Source organism: Salmonella sp. NW177, from assembly GCF_051811585.1.
Classification (GTDB): domain Bacteria; phylum Pseudomonadota; class Gammaproteobacteria; order Enterobacterales; family Enterobacteriaceae; genus Salmonella; species Salmonella enterica.
The window spans coordinates 414,374-428,969 of sequence record NZ_JAMMZV010000003.1 but is presented as its reverse complement, the minus strand read 5'-3'; the positions used below and the strand labels follow the sequence as shown (position 1 = coordinate 428,969).

Genomic DNA, 14,596 nt, shown 5'->3' with positions numbered 1-14,596 from the left:
CCCTAATGCATAAACTGGCGTAATACATGGCCGACAACGCCAATAAATAAAATGATTTTAATCACCTGCCAGAGGCCAAAGCCGCCGCCAGATTCCTCCGTACTCGGCGAAGTCACCGTTGTCACCGGTTCTTCATCTGCGACTACAGCTTCACACGGTGTGTCGATAGCCGCAGCCCGCCCCAGCAACCCGCGAATAATCAGCGCTTCCAACGGGCAGATATCAGGCGCATCAAGCTTCGTTACCAGCCTCTGTAACAATGCCGCTGACGGATCCTCGGCGCACGCCAGGCTATCCGCCACCTGATACAACAGCCAGTATGGATGCTGGCTATGCGCCTCACTCATCGCTGGCGCGCCATAATTCAAACGCCGCGCAATAAAACTTTCGCTTAGCGGCGATAATGCGCCACTGTGCAGCGCCTCGGCCCACAGCAAGCAGGAACGGGCGCTGGAGCCGGGAATATACAGCAGCGGTTCGCCATCGATATCGACCTGCTCACGCCCCTCAACCTCCATCACCAGCAGCGGGAAAAAGTCCGGTCGATGCTGACGGCACCAGCGCAGCAACAGATCGTCAAGCTGGGTAGAAGGATGCGCCCACCACTGCGCGTAAAGTTCTGGCAGCAGGCTATCGCCTTCACCGCAGAATACGCGCTGGGCTAAGTAGTAATAACCCGGCGTTGCGTTATCGGGTTCGGCTTCCTGCCATGCCAGGGCGACAGGCAGCAGCTCCGCAATACCCCAGTGCAAGGTGCTGAACCAGCGTAACAGACGTCGTTGAAAGCGTAGATTGTCCGGGATAATCCAGGCGCCGTGCTGCGCCATAAGTTGGGCGAAATAGAGAGGATGCTCGAAAAAGGTGTTGTCCTGGGCATCATAAAAAGCAATGGTCTGGTTTTGTACCGCCACTGGCAAATGCAGCAATAGCGAATAATCAAACAGGTCGCCACGGCGGATTTCAAACAAAAGATCCTCCACCTCCTCGGCATCGACATCTCGATTATCACTCCCCTGTTCCCAGGCCAGGCGATCTGACAGCAGTTTCAGACACGAGTACGAAACAGGAAAGGTCTTCATCGCGATAGCGCACAGCCACCAGCGCGATTTTTCGACCTGTGAAATCGATAATTTATTGATCTGTTGGATAAACTCCTGCCATGCCTGCGGCTGAAAGCGCCGTTCGCCATCCGCCAGCAAATCACCGAATATCTCCCTGAGATAATTCACCCACGGGGTATCGGGATCCTCTTCAACCACCGTAATGGCGGGCGATGTTGTCCCCTGCAATGCATTCTCATAGGCTTCTCGCAATTGCTTAAAACCCTGCGGATCGGTTTCCGGATGAAATGACGGCAGCAGCGCCAGATAAGCCTGACGAATGGCGTCGGTATCCGTGGTGGCCTCAATACCAAGGACTTGCCAACAGGTTTTCATAGATCGCTCACCTCCTGAAGCGTGTCCGGGCATTCAGGGTAATGGGGCAGGTAGCGCCACGGCAGCGTGGCGTAAAAACTGTCTTTCCCGGCGATCAGCTTATTCATCATACGTCGCCCCGCGTCGTCAAACTCCTTACGGGCGAATGTCTCGCGTAGCAGCGGTAGGTTATCGCCATTCCGTAACTGCCAGTACAAACGCCCGGTGTAATAGGCGCTGAAATATTGCAACCAGCCGGAATAATAGCTGAGCGCACGAAGCTGTATCCGCGACTGCAGCCACAGGCTCTCCTCTTCCGTCAGCCATTCATTGAGCACGCCCATGCGGCAGAGAAACCCCATCCGCACATAATCCCAGCTACGAATACCACCTTCGCCGCAACACACGGCGGTATCAGCGACGAATCGGGCATAAATGCGATCTCCCTCATCCAGCGCGTCGGTATACTCCTGCCACTCCTGCGGCGCATACCTGAACCAGCGGCGATATAGCCATTCCAGTTGTGTGGCATGACCGTCATCCGTCATGCGGGAAATGGTCTGAAGCAGTTCATCGCGATTTTCAATACCCCACGACGATTCAAGATCGAAACGTTTTATCCCTAAATACATTTTCGGTGACGAATGTGAAGGTAAACAGTCCTCGTTCAATACTTCCATCGGCGAGGAAAGTGCAAAGAGTAAATATTGTGATTCTTTATCCATAATAAATCGCCAAAATATATTCACGCTACAAATAAAAACGCAATTGAAAACTAAAATAGAGTACAACAAAGCCAAATCGCAATATATTATTAATCTAAAAAACAATGGTGGGATAAATTAAAAAATGAATCATTCCATAACCAGTCATCCCTGCGACAACGCATCTTTAGCACAATTAACCGAACTGGCGCAGTCAGGAAATAGTGAAGCTCAATATATATTAGGCCGTTTATATAATGACGAACGTATAGATGGCAGCGAAGAGGATAAGCTCTCTTTTTATTGGCTACAGCAGGCGGCCGAGCAAGGGCATTGCGAGGCGCAATATTGGCTCGGCTTACGATACAAAGACACGCCTACCGACATGAAAGATAATACGCTGGCTTTATTCTGGTCAGAAAAAGCCGCACAGCAAGGACACCGACACGCTTTCAACACATTAGGCTGGGTTCAGGAAGGAGAAACCGGGATGGCGCCAGATTATGCCCAGGCCGTTGCCTGGTATCGCAAAGGAGCAGAACAGAGCCACAACCTTGCGCAATATAATCTCGGGAGAATGTATCATTCAGGAACTGGCGTAGAGCAAAATGATACACAGGCACTCTACTGGTTTAAACAGGCAGCATTACAAGGCCATTGCGCCAGCCAGGAAAGACTGGCGTATATGTATGGCAATGGGAAAGGATGTCGGAAAAATTTATCCCTTGCCGCCCTTTGGTACAAGAAGAGCGCGCTACAAGAGAGCAGCTACTCGCAATATCAGATGGGCTATTGTTATTACATCGGAAAAGGTATCAAACAAGATTACCAGCAGGCAATATACTGGTTTCGAAAAGCGGCAGACCAGGGTGACGATGATGCCTATAACAGTATCGGCTGGATGTACAAATGCGGTCATGGCGTCGAGCAAAATTATTCGCTAGCACTGGAATGGTTCCACAAATCAGCAGAATGTAACAATTCATCGGGCTGGTACAACCTCGGATGCATGTACAGAGATGGATACGGTACCGCACAAGACCTACAACAAGCGCTCTACTGGTTCAAAAAAGCACAGCCCACGGGCAAATGGAACGTCGACGAAGAGATCCGCAAACTGGAAGCCCAACTGCACGCTTAACATGGCGGACGGCAACCGTCCGCTCACGATAATGAACCTTACGGCTCAAACGGCCTGCGCTGGAACTGATCGTGGCCACACTTCGGGCACAGCGGCAGCACATCCGGCGTGTAAACCGCCAGATGATAGTGGCATTTCTCGCACACCAGATTCCCCAACCCCACCACTTCGCCACTGTGATACACGCCGTGGTGATTCAAATCCTGGAAGACTTCACGCCATTCCAGCTGGGTTTTGTCGGTAATATCCGCCAGTTCCTGCCAGAGACTCTCTTTAATCACCCGCAAGAAGACGCTATCTTCCTGGCTCTCTTCGTAGCTCATGGCGAACTCTTCCAGATCGCGTCTGACAGCGCGCGTCAGTTCGTCCACCTCGGTTCGCGTTAACTCCCCTGTTTGCATCACGCGCTGGCGCGCCTGCTCCACCAGCGCATCAATGTCGCGCTCGCCATTGCGTAAACGCTCGCTTAATGAGGCCACCAGTTCACGGTAATATTGAGCAACCTTGTTCATCACTTCACCTCTTGGATCGTTAACTGCCTATAATAATAGACGTTATTTGCGTTACGCTTTGCAAGGCTGCCCACAGAGTCTGTAAATTCTTGTCAGGCCGACTCACGTATCCAGCGCGTCAGCGAGGTACGATCGACATTTAACCGTTTCGCCACTAACGATTTATTATCCCTTTCCGCCTCTAATAATTTTCTCAAAATACGCAGGCGAATCGTTTTATAATCGCCAGCCAGCATCTGGCAGTCGTGGCAGGTAGTTGGCTCGCGTCGGCTCCCCTCTTCCAGATCGTCCAGCAAGAGGCGGCCCTCATCCAGCGTTGCCGGGGAGTGATCAATAGAGAGCACCAGCCGTTCGATAATATTGCTTAACTGCCTGACGTTTCCGGGCCAGGCGAAGCGCTGAAGCTCTTGCCACAGCGCCGGGGTTAACGTTAGTGCCGGGCGTTTATAATGCTGGCTGAAACTAGTAAGCAGCGACAGGCCGATGGCTTTGATATCCTCCGGACGTTTGCGTAGCGGGATGGTGGTCACTTTTAATACGTTAAGCCGATAGTAAAGATCTTCGCGAAATGTCCCGTCCGCAATGAGCTTCGTTAACGTCTGATTGGTCGCCGCAATCACGCGAATATCAACAGGTATCATCTGGTCTGAGCCCAGCCGCATAATCTGCCGCTCCTGCAATACCCGTAATAAGCGCGTCTGTAGCGGTTTATCCAGTTCGCTAATCTCATCCAGAAAAATGGTACCGTGGTGCGCTAATTCAAACAGGCCTATTTTGCCTTTCGGCGACGCGCCGGTAAATGCGCCGGCGACATAGCCAAAGAGTTCGCTCTCCAGAATCTGAGGGGCCATCGCGCCGCAGTTAATGGCGACAAAGGGGCCGTTGACGCGTTGGCTGGCGTTATGAATACTTTGCGCCAGCACCTCTTTTCCCGTCCCGCTTTCGCCATTAATTAAGATAGTCGCGTCCGTACCGGCATAATTTTTAATGATCGCCAGACGACGCAGCATTTCCGGATTTTCGGTAAGCAGATCGTCGAAATGATAGCGGGCGCTCAAGCCGCGGCGAGACAGTTCCTGGCGGCGAACATGATGTTCCACCCCCTGTAAACTGGAGACGGTTTGCATCGTCAACACTACCCGGCTTAACTGTCTGGCCGCAAATACCGGATACAGATTAACCACCATCGCGCCTTGCGGCGTATCGACGACTTTCGCGCTGACGGTTTTTCCCTCGCGTAATGTATGCCGCTCCTGGTACAATACCTGTTTCAGGAAAGATGCGTCATAAATTTCACCGGAGGCGTTAATTTTAAAAAGTTGGCTCGCATATTTATTGTAATGCAGTAACGCGCCGGTATCATCAAGCGTGATAACAGCTTTATCAAACTGATCGAGAATCAGCTGCAGATGATGACGCTCGAGTAATTGGCTGCGAAAAGCCAGATATAATGAGCTGGCTTCTTCCAGAGCTTCGGTTATTGAGGCGGGGCTGGAATCAAGTAAACGGAATTGCGAGCCCAGCGGTGAAAAATAATCCTGACAAACGGTATCGCCAACAATGCAATCTAATGGCGTGGACGCTAATTGCCGCTTCAGGCAAGAAATCGTTTCTTTATCATTTCCCTGTAAGGTAAAAATTTTATAGTTAATATTTAACTGTTCCGCTACGCGCGCGCATCCTTTGATCACACTGGAAAAGCCGACAATACCGACAGTGCCTTTTTGTCCTTTAAAAGGGATAAGCGCATCAAGAATGTCGTAGCCGGACATTTTAATTTCGACTACCGGTAATTTACTGTGCTTTTTTAATATTTCCGCACAGCCGCCACGACTAATCAGTACCTGGTGCCCACGGGACTCTAATAAAGGTAGCTCATCCAGGATACGATTAAGCGTCGTTTGATGAATAGTGACGGCGTAATCCAACTGCGCGACCAGCGCCTCGGCAGCCTTTGCCAGTTGCGGGTAAGGAGAGACAAAACAGAGAGGAGATGCGGCTATATCTTTCGTCTTATTCATCACTCACCATCCTGTTGGTTTATGAACGGGCGAGACCGCCCGTCGTGATTTATTTTCCGCCGAAACGCTAACCGCCTGCGGCGGCTGGGTTCAGTTTACGATCGTAGCGTTTTTTTATCCATACGGTCAGGAAGGGGGCGCACAGAGCGGTAATAATCGTCGAGGCCGCCACCTGCGCCGCCGCCGTCGACGCCAGGTCGGTAAAATGCGGATCGAGCAGCGCGATTGCCGCTGGCGTCGCGACGGCGTTGCCAGAGGTGGTGGAGACCGCCGCGCCTGCCACGCCGCTGCCTCCCGTCAGACGATCGGCGAAAATATTAAAAAATCCGCCAATCGCCACCGTCATGAGTCCCAGTAAAATGCCTGAAGAACCTGCCGTGATAAGTCGTGCGAAATCAATACCGTATCCTAACCCAAAGGCAAAAAAAGGAATCGTTACCACGCTGCCCTGTTTAAGAAACTTGCGCATGTCCTCATCCAGATTACCCAAAATCATGCCAATGATAATGGGAATAATAACCGCCACCAGATTCATAAAGGGTATCGACACCATGCCTGCCGACCCTAACGCCAGCATGGTGAAAAAGGGACCATCGTTCAACGATATTACCGCAATCGCGCCGCCGTCGGTTTCATCGCCGAACTCCCCCACCAACGCGGCATATAACCCACTGTTCGAGTTGGTCATCGCCGAAATAATCGCTAAAGCCGACAGACCTAATAACCCATCCGGGCCGCAAAATTTTCCGACCAGAATGCCAATAATCACGCCGCTGGCAAATTTCGCAAAGGTGATAGCAGCGCCTTTTTTCAGTGCTTTCGGCGCAGCTTTAAACTGGATATCCGCGCCCATACAGACTAAAAACATGCCTAAAATCGCCATTGCGCCATGCGAAATAGAAGTGACAAAACCGCCTATTTCCAGCGCCTCCGGGGCAAAGGTTTTAAACAATGCGCCGATGATTAGCGGTACAACCATCATACCACCAGGAAAACGTTCCAGTGTTTTTTTAATTTTCATAGCTTATTCCCAGGAGATAACCGGACAGCTTGTGCTGCCCGATTTGATATCAGAACGTCGGCGCGATCTTATAAATAGAGAATTCGTTATGACCTAAATCTTCTGATTTAGTCGTTTTCCCATTCGCGACACGTAAAATTTCCTGATAAATTTCCTCGCCCATTTGTGTAATAGAAGCCTCGCCAGACATAATGGCGGACACATCAATATCAATATTGTCCTGCATCATTTCCCACGTTGCTTTATTACCCGTAATTTTTATTACCGGCGCTATTGGGTTACCGGCAGGCGTTCCGCGACCCGTAGTAAAAATAACGATCTGCGCTCCACCCGCCACCATGCCGGAAATAGATTCAATATCCTGCCCCGGGGTATCCATAATCCACAGGCCCGGATGCGTTGGACTATCGGCATATTCCAGGACGCCCTGTAACGGCGCATGACCTGCTTTATGCATACAGCCTAACGATTTTTCTTCAATGGTAGTCAACCCGCCTTTAATATTGCCCGGCGTCGGCTGTCCCCCGCGAATATCCTCGCCCAGCGCTTTTGCTCGCGCCTCGCAGCCGACCACTAAATCAATAAGCTGTTGACCAACCTCCGGCGTCACCGCGCGTTTCGCCATCACATGCTCGGCACCAATAAATTCCGTCGTTTCAGAAAGAATTGAGCTTCCGCCGCAGCGTATCAGCTTATCCGAGGCGACCCCGCAGGAAGGGTTAGACGCCAGCCCCGATGTCGTATCTGACCCGCCGCACTCCATCGCCAGCAGCAGCTCGCTAACCGGTGCTTGCTGCGGTTTTTGCATGGAGAGTTGTTGCGCATAGTCGCGGGCCAGCGAAATCCCCCTGGCCTGACATTTAAGCGTGCCGCCCTCTTCCTGAATGGTAATGCAGGAAGTCGGTTTGCCAAATGCGGTAATCTCTTCTGCGATGCGCAGCGGCTCCGCGCCTTCACAGCCTAAGCCCACAACCACAATAGCGCCGACGTTGGGATTATTCGCCACATTAATCAATGTCTTTTCCGTCAGACGCGCATCGCCTGCCACCTGGCAGCAGCCAAAATCGTTATTCACCCATGTCGCGCCTTTTACCTGCCGGGCAATATCCTGGGCAACTTTATTCGCACAAACGCTGGTAGGTAAAATCAGTACATAATTACGGATGCCAAAACGGCCGTCAGGGCGGCGGAAACCCAAAAAAGTCTCATTGCTCATAATCATTTTCCCTTGTTTTATATTATTTCCAGTCACCACGTCCGCGTTCGCTTTCCACATTGTGGACGTGCACATAGTCGCCACTTTTTATTTCCTGAGTGGCGCGGCCAATGGATTCACCATATTTATAAACTTCGCCATGAAAAGGCACATCGCAGATGGCGAATTTGTGGCCAAATGGCACATCCTGATGTAACACAACGCTTATCTCGCGTTCGCCAACGAACATTGTGGCGGTTTCGCCGGCCTTGAGCGCCGTAATAGCCGTCGCGACGCAATCCTGAGGGTGAATCACCACTGCATTTTTTTTCACGATTAACTCCTTTGCTTTAGTCCTGTCTTCCCTAATCAAAAGGCGTGCCATTTTTTAACTGCATGGTTTATATGACTTTATTTTTACAGGCCGATCTGGCGGTGACAGGAACTGCGGTAATTTGCCTCAGTCGTGTCGCATTTTGCGTCACCTCCTCATGAACGCCTGGCGCGACAAATGTTCTACCCCCTGTTTTGACGTGCGTGTTTGGGCTATGCTATGCGGATCTAAACACCACCTCTAAAGCTACATTTGTAGCTGTATCGAAAACAGGACTACTGGCTGCCATGCAAGAGCAATACCGCCCGGAAGAGATAGAATCCAAAGTACAGCTTCACTGGGATGAGAAGCGCACATTTGAAGTGACCGAAGACGAGAGCAAAGAGAAGTATTACTGCCTGTCGATGCTTCCCTATCCTTCTGGCCGACTACACATGGGCCACGTACGTAACTACACCATCGGCGACGTGGTTGCCCGCTACCAGCGCATGCTGGGCAAAAACGTGCTGCAGCCAATCGGCTGGGACGCCTTCGGCCTGCCGGCGGAAGGCGCGGCGGTGAAGAACAACACCGCGCCGGCGCCGTGGACGTACGACAACATCGCGTACATGAAAAACCAGCTCAAAACGCTGGGTTTTGGCTATGACTGGAGCCGTGAAATCGCGACCTGCACCCCGGAATACTACCGTTGGGAACAGAAATTCTTCACCGAGCTGTATAAAAAAGGCCTGGTGTACAAGAAGACTTCTGCCGTTAACTGGTGCCCGAACGATCAGACCGTTCTCGCCAACGAACAGGTGATCGACGGCTGCTGCTGGCGCTGCGATACCAAAGTTGAGCGTAAAGAGATCCCACAGTGGTTTATCAAAATCACCGCTTACGCAGACGAATTGTTGCGCGATCTGGATAAGCTGGACCACTGGCCTGATACCGTAAAAACGATGCAGCGCAACTGGATTGGCCGCTCTGAAGGCGTGGAAATCACCTTCGATGTGAAGGGTTACGATAACACCCTGACCGTCTATACCACCCGTCCGGATACCTTTATGGGCGCCACTTACCTGGCGGTGGCCGCCGGTCATCCGCTGGCGCAAAAAGCGGCGGCGAACAACGCCGAGCTGGCGGCGTTCATCGACGAATGCCGTAACACCAAAGTGGCCGAAGCCGAAATGGCGACCATGGAGAAAAAAGGCGTCGACACCGGCTATAAAGCGATTCATCCGTTAACTGGCGAAGAGATCCCGGTCTGGGCGGCAAACTTTGTCCTGATGGAGTACGGCACTGGCGCGGTGATGGCCGTTCCGGGTCACGATCAGCGCGACTACGAATTTGCCTCCAAATACGGTTTGACCATCAAGCCGGTGATTCTGGCCGCCGACGGTTCCGAGCCGGATCTTTCCGAACAGGCGCTGACCGAAAAAGGCGTGCTGTTTAACTCCGGCGAGTTCGACGGTCTGGCCTTTGAAGCGGCGTTTAACGCCATTGCCGATAAACTGGCGGAAAAAGGCGTCGGCGAACGTAAAGTGAACTATCGTCTGCGTGACTGGGGCGTTTCCCGTCAGCGTTACTGGGGCGCGCCGATCCCGATGGTCACCCTGGAAGATGGCACCGTGCTGCCGACGCCGGAAGATCAACTGCCGGTTATTTTGCCGGAAGATGTCGTCATGGACGGCATCACCAGCCCGATCAAGGCCGATCCTGAGTGGGCGAAAACTACCGTTAACGGTATGCCGGCGCTGCGTGAAACCGACACCTTCGACACCTTTATGGAATCGTCATGGTACTACGCGCGTTACACCTGCCCGCAGTATCAGGAAGGAATGCTGGATTCGAAAGCGGCAAACTACTGGCTGCCAGTCGACATCTACATCGGCGGTATTGAACATGCCATCATGCACCTGCTCTACTTCCGCTTCTTCCATAAGCTGATGCGCGATGCGGGCATGGTCACCTCTGACGAGCCGGCTAAGCAGTTGCTGTGTCAGGGCATGGTGCTGGCGGATGCGTTCTATTATGTCGGCGAGAACGGCGAACGTAACTGGGTTTCGCCAGTTGACGCTATCGTCGAGCGCGATGAAAAAGGCCGCATCGTCAAAGCAAAAGACGCAGCGGGTCATGAGCTGGTCTACACTGGCATGAGTAAAATGTCCAAGTCGAAAAATAACGGTATCGACCCGCAGGTAATGGTTGAACGTTATGGCGCGGATACGGTACGCCTGTTTATGATGTTCGCTTCTCCGGCGGATATGACTCTGGAATGGCAGGAGTCCGGCGTAGAAGGCGCAAACCGCTTTATTAAACGCGTCTGGAAGCTGGTTTACGAACACACCGCTAAAGGTCCTGTCGCGGCGCTGAACGTCGATGCGCTGAGCGAAGATCAAAAAGCGCTGCGTCGCGATGTGCATAAAACCATTGCCAAAGTGACCGATGATATCGGCCGCCGTCAGACGTTCAACACCGCCATTGCGGCGATCATGGAGTTGATGAACAAACTGGCGAAAGCCCCGCAGGAAGGCGAACAAGACCGCGCACTGCTTCAGGAAGCGCTGCAGGCCGTCGTGCGTATGCTTAACCCGTTCACCCCGCACGTCTGCTTTACCTTGTGGCAGGAACTGGGTGGCGAAGGCGATATCGACAACGCGCCGTGGCCGGTTGCCGACGAGCAGGCAATGGTGGAAAACACCACGCTGGTTGTCGTGCAGGTTAACGGTAAAGTTCGCGGGAAAATCACCGTACCGGTGGATGCTACCGAAGAACAGGTGCGTGAACGTGCAGGCCAGGAACATCTGGTGGCAAAATATCTTGATGGCGTTACCGTGCGTAAAGTGATTTACGTTCCGGGTAAACTCCTCAATCTGGTTGTTGGCTAAGCGCGGGAGGAAGCGTGCGATATCTGGTAACACTGTTGTTATCTCTGGCGGTGCTGGTCACCGCCGGATGCGGCTGGCATCTGCGTAGCACTACGCAGGTTCCGGCTTCAATGAAAACGATGATCCTCGATTCAGGCGATCCGAACGGTCCGCTAAGTCGTGCGGTACGTAATCAGTTACGGCTGAATAACGTAAACCTGCTTGATAAAGACACAACGCGCAAAGACGTTCCGTCTCTGCGGCTTGGAACGGTGACTATTTCGCAGGATACGGCGTCAGTGTTCCAGGACGGCCAGACGGCGGAATATCAGATGGTGATGACCGTCAATGCCTCGGTATTGATTCCGGGCCATGACATCTATCCTATCAGCACGAAAGTGTACCGTTCGTTCTTCGATAACCCGCAGATGGCGTTGGCGAAGGATAACGAGCAGGCCATGATCGTTCAGGAGATGTACGACAAAGCCGCTGAACAGCTGATTCGTAAGCTGACCAGCGTCCGCGCGGCGGATATTCAGGCGACGAAAGAGGAGGCTACCGCCGACAATGAGACGGCGGCGCCCGCCTCTACGCCAGCACGCGTCTCCACTACGCTGAGTAACTAATGATCAGGTTGTATCCTGAACAACTCCGCGCGCAGCTCAACGAAGGGCTGCGTGCGGCATATCTATTATTGGGCAACGATCCGCTGCTGCTGCAGGAAAGTCAGGACGCTATTCGTCTGGCGGCTGCGTCGCAAGGCTTCGAAGAGCACCACGCTTTTACTCTCGATCCCAGTACAGACTGGGGATCGCTTTTCTCACTCTGCCAGGCGATGAGCCTGTTCGCCAGCCGTCAAACGCTGGTGCTGCAACTGCCGGAAAACGGGCCTAACGCGGCAATGAATGAGCAACTCGCTACCCTGAGCGAGCTGCTGCATGACGACCTGTTATTAATAGTACGCGGAAACAAGCTCACCAAAGCGCAGGAAAACGCCGCCTGGTATACCGCGATGGCAGACCGTAGCGTTCAGGTCAGTTGTCAGACGCCGGAGCAGGCGCAGCTTCCCCGCTGGGTGGCCGCCAGAGCGAAAGCACAGAATTTGCAACTGGATGACGCCGCGAACCAACTGCTGTGCTATTGCTATGAGGGCAATCTGTTGGCGCTGGCGCAGGCGCTGGAACGACTGTCGCTGCTTTGGCCTGACGGTAAGTTAACGCTTCCTCGCGTGGAGCAGGCCGTCAATGACGCCGCCCACTTTACCCCTTTCCACTGGGTGGATGCGTTACTGATGGGGAAAAGCAAACGCGCGCTGCATATTCTGCAACAGCTACGCCTTGAAGGCAGCGAACCGGTCATTCTGCTGCGCACCCTCCAGCGAGAGCTGCTGCTACTGGTCAATCTCAAACGTCAGTCCGCGCATATGCCGTTACGCGCGCTGTTTGATAAACACCGGGTCTGGCAAAACCGTCGCCCCATGATCGGCGACGCGTTGCAGCGTCTCCATCCTGCACAGCTTCGCCAGGCCGTGCAGTTACTGACGCGTACAGAAATTACGCTCAAACAGGATTATGGTCAGTCAGTATGGGCAGATCTTGAAGGGCTATCGCTCCTGCTCTGCCATAAGGCGCTGGCAGACGTATTTATTGATGGGTGATATGAAATCGTTACAGGCTTTATTCGGCGGCACCTTTGATCCGGTGCATTATGGACATCTTAAACCTGTTGAAACGCTGGCGAATCTGATCGGCTTATCGCGGGTGATTATTATGCCTAACAATGTGCCGCCGCATCGCCCCCAGCCGGAAGCTTCCAGCGCGCAGCGTAAATATATGCTGGAGCTGGCTATCGCCGATAAGCCGCTTTTTACGCTGGATGAACGCGAGCTACAGCGAAACGCGCCCTCTTACACTGCGCAAACGCTGAAAGCATGGCGCGAAGAACAGGGCCCCGAAGCGCCGCTGGCGTTTATTATCGGCCAGGATTCGCTGCTTAACTTCCCCTCCTGGCATGATTACGACACCATCCTCGATAACACTCACCTGATCGTTTGTCGTCGTCCGGGCTATCCCCTTGAAATGACGCAGGCGCAACACCAGCAGTGGCTGGAACAGCATCTGACCCATACGCCGGACGATCTGCACCAGTTGCCAGCCGGTAAAATTTACCTGGCGGAAACGCCCTGGCTTAATATCTCCGCAACCCTCATCCGCGAACGTCTGGAAAAAGGCGAATCCTGCGACGAGCTGTTGCCGGAAAACGTGCTGAACTACATCAATCAGCAGGGGTTATACCAGTAAGCACATTGCGCAGCGCCGACAGCAGACGCTCGTTTTGCGCAGTGCTGCGTATCGCCACACGATAATAGCGGCTGTCCAGCCCCGGGTAGTTAGCGCAGCTACGGATTAAAATCCGCTGCGTCAGCAACCGTCGCTGCAGGTCAATATCCTCTCGCTCACAGCGTAGCAACAGATAGTTTGCCCGCCCGGGATAGACCGTCAGCAGGGGGAGCTGACAAAGCGCCTGATAAAACCGGGCGCCCTCCTCCCGTAACCAATGCCAGGTCGCCTGTTGCCAGGCGCTATCCTGTAACGCTACCTCACCGGCCAGCGCCGCCAGCGCGTTAACCGACCACGGCATTTGTTGGCGACGCATCCGCGCCACCGCCGCGTCATTGCTGTTGACGAGATATCCCAACCGCAGGCCGGGAATGGCATAAAATTTGGTCAGCGAACGCAGCACCCAGATATGCGGATTATCTTTAAGAGCAGGAATAAAGCCCGTCTCATGCGGAATAAAATCGATAAACGCTTCATCCAGGATCAGGTTAATGTTCAGCGATTTGCAGCGATCGGCAATGGCCTGTAATAACTGCAGCTCCGGCAGCAGGCCGGTAGGATTATTGGGCGTACACAGAAACAGGCAGTCCAGATCGGGCGTCAACGCCTCAAGAATGGCATCGGTAAGCTGCCAGCCATCCGCTTCGCGTAGAGACCAGCGACGAATTTCACAGCCAATTTGCGCCAGCGCCCGGCCATACTCCGCGAAACCTGGCGTGACAATCATTGCACGACGTGGTTTAAGACCGCTCGCCACGGTAAAGATTGACTCCGTCTCGCCATTTCCCGCCAGTATCCACGATGCCGGCACCTGATGATGACGCGCCAGCGCCTGGTGCAAATGAAAATAATCGGCGTCCGGGTAGCGCTCAATGCAGTCCAGATTGTCGATAAGCGCGCGTTTCACGCTGACAGGCATACCCAGCGGATTAATGTTTGCGCTAAAATCCAGTAACTGGTCAGGCGAGATGCCCAACACCGTCGCGGCTTCCCGAATATTACCGCCATGCGCGCTGTTGAATAACGCCATTATGCCTCCGGCCAAAAAACGCTATTTTAGTGAAA

Annotated in this window: 13 protein-coding genes; 5 read left to right on the top strand and 8 right to left on the bottom strand. The window is 53.1% G+C overall.

Annotated elements, in window-relative coordinates; genetic code table 11:
- Positions 1 to 2 precede the first annotated feature (2 nt).
- Entirely contained in the window at positions 3 to 1,436 is a 1,434-nt protein-coding gene (locus NA986_RS12360) for a J domain-containing protein (RefSeq protein WP_023216381.1), read from the bottom strand.
- A complete protein-coding gene (locus NA986_RS12355) occupies positions 1,433 to 2,140 on the bottom strand; it encodes a DUF1266 domain-containing protein (RefSeq protein WP_023137867.1) in 708 nt (235 codons plus the stop codon). The genes NA986_RS12360 and NA986_RS12355 overlap by 4 nt, the downstream gene beginning before the upstream one ends.
- Positions 2,141 to 2,264: 124 nt before the next feature.
- Here NA986_RS12355 and NA986_RS12350 point away from each other — a divergent pair, with 124 nt between their 5' ends.
- On the top strand, positions 2,265 to 3,260 hold the full coding sequence (locus tag NA986_RS12350) for a tetratricopeptide repeat protein (RefSeq protein ID WP_064035029.1): 996 nt from the start codon (positions 2,265 to 2,267) through the stop codon (positions 3,258 to 3,260).
- 38 nt (positions 3,261 to 3,298) lie between these two features.
- Here the strand turns inward: NA986_RS12350 and NA986_RS12345 are convergent, their stop codons facing one another.
- The 5 genes from NA986_RS12345 to NA986_RS12325 all read right to left on the bottom strand — a co-directional run bounded on the left by NA986_RS12345 (position 3,299) and on the right by NA986_RS12325 (position 8,394).
- Entirely contained in the window at positions 3,299 to 3,772 is a 474-nt protein-coding gene (locus NA986_RS12345; protein WP_001044885.1) for a zinc ribbon-containing protein, read from the bottom strand.
- Between the two features lie 92 nt (positions 3,773 to 3,864).
- Positions 3,865 to 5,793 carry a sigma-54 interaction domain-containing protein gene (locus tag NA986_RS12340; RefSeq protein WP_023216091.1) on the bottom strand — a complete coding sequence of 643 codons (1,929 nt, stop codon included), beginning with the start codon at positions 5,791 to 5,793 and terminating at the stop codon, positions 3,865 to 3,867.
- A 67-nt stretch (positions 5,794 to 5,860) separates the two neighbouring features.
- A complete protein-coding gene (locus NA986_RS12335; RefSeq protein WP_023216090.1) occupies positions 5,861 to 6,814 on the bottom strand; it encodes a 2-keto-3-deoxygluconate permease in 954 nt (317 codons plus the stop codon).
- Positions 6,815 to 6,863: 49 nt separating this feature from the next.
- A complete protein-coding gene (locus tag NA986_RS12330; protein WP_001670689.1) occupies positions 6,864 to 8,036 on the bottom strand; it encodes a UxaA family hydrolase in 1,173 nt (390 codons plus the stop codon).
- A gap of 16 nt (positions 8,037 to 8,052) precedes the next feature.
- Complete coding sequence (locus NA986_RS12325; protein ID WP_015632837.1) at positions 8,053 to 8,394, bottom strand: UxaA family hydrolase; 342 nt, start codon at positions 8,392 to 8,394, stop codon at positions 8,053 to 8,055.
- 236 nt (positions 8,395 to 8,630) lie between these two features.
- On the opposite strand from NA986_RS12325, the gene leuS reads away from it, so the two are divergent.
- The 4 genes from leuS to nadD are packed head-to-tail and all read left to right on the top strand — an operon-like array spanning position 8,631 to position 13,492.
- Positions 8,631 to 11,213, top strand: coding sequence for a leucine--tRNA ligase (gene leuS, locus NA986_RS12320; RefSeq protein WP_001157918.1), 2,583 nt, complete (start codon positions 8,631 to 8,633; stop codon positions 11,211 to 11,213).
- Between the two features lie 14 nt (positions 11,214 to 11,227).
- Complete coding sequence (lptE, locus tag NA986_RS12315) at positions 11,228 to 11,818, top strand: LPS assembly lipoprotein LptE (RefSeq protein ID WP_001269950.1); 591 nt, start codon at positions 11,228 to 11,230, stop codon at positions 11,816 to 11,818.
- Complete coding sequence (holA, locus tag NA986_RS12310) at positions 11,818 to 12,849, top strand: DNA polymerase III subunit delta (RefSeq protein ID WP_023216088.1); 1,032 nt, start codon at positions 11,818 to 11,820, stop codon at positions 12,847 to 12,849. Before lptE ends, holA begins: the two co-directional genes overlap by 1 nt.
- 1 nt (position 12,850) lies before the next feature.
- On the top strand, positions 12,851 to 13,492 hold the full coding sequence (gene nadD, locus NA986_RS12305; RefSeq protein ID WP_023216087.1) for a nicotinate-nucleotide adenylyltransferase: 642 nt from the start codon (positions 12,851 to 12,853) through the stop codon (positions 13,490 to 13,492).
- On the opposite strand, the gene cobD is transcribed toward nadD, so the two are convergent.
- On the bottom strand, positions 13,467 to 14,561 hold the full coding sequence (cobD, locus tag NA986_RS12300; protein WP_023216086.1) for a threonine-phosphate decarboxylase CobD: 1,095 nt from the start codon (positions 14,559 to 14,561) through the stop codon (positions 13,467 to 13,469). The genes nadD and cobD overlap by 26 nt on opposite strands.
- Positions 14,562 to 14,596 lie beyond the last annotated feature (35 nt).

Bases quoted from the DNA above. Each gene is read 5' to 3' on its own strand.
- NA986_RS12325 (WP_015632837.1), bottom strand. From the start codon at position 8,394: ATGGCACGCCTTTTGATTAGGGAAGACAGGACTAAAGCAAAGGAGTTA.
- NA986_RS12335 (WP_023216090.1), bottom strand. From the start codon at position 6,814: ATGAAAATTAAAAAAACACTGGAACGTTTTCCTGGTGGTATGATGGTT.
- NA986_RS12355 (WP_023137867.1), bottom strand. From the start codon at position 2,140: ATGGATAAAGAATCACAATATTTACTCTTTGCACTTTCCTCGCCGATG.
- NA986_RS12360 (WP_023216381.1), bottom strand. From the start codon at position 1,436: ATGAAAACCTGTTGGCAAGTCCTTGGTATTGAGGCCACCACGGATACC.
- cobD (WP_023216086.1), bottom strand. From the start codon at position 14,561: ATGGCGTTATTCAACAGCGCGCATGGCGGTAATATTCGGGAAGCCGCG.
- NA986_RS12350 (WP_064035029.1), top strand. From the start codon at position 2,265: ATGAATCATTCCATAACCAGTCATCCCTGCGACAACGCATCTTTAGCA.
- holA (WP_023216088.1), top strand. From the start codon at position 11,818: ATGATCAGGTTGTATCCTGAACAACTCCGCGCGCAGCTCAACGAAGGG.
- leuS (WP_001157918.1), top strand. From the start codon at position 8,631: ATGCAAGAGCAATACCGCCCGGAAGAGATAGAATCCAAAGTACAGCTT.
- NA986_RS12330 (WP_001670689.1), bottom strand. From the start codon at position 8,036: ATGATTATGAGCAATGAGACTTTTTTGGGTTTCCGCCGCCCTGACGGC.
- NA986_RS12345 (WP_001044885.1), bottom strand. From the start codon at position 3,772: ATGAACAAGGTTGCTCAATATTACCGTGAACTGGTGGCCTCATTAAGC.
- NA986_RS12340 (WP_023216091.1), bottom strand. From the start codon at position 5,793: ATGAATAAGACGAAAGATATAGCCGCATCTCCTCTCTGTTTTGTCTCT.
- nadD (WP_023216087.1), top strand. From the start codon at position 12,851: ATGAAATCGTTACAGGCTTTATTCGGCGGCACCTTTGATCCGGTGCAT.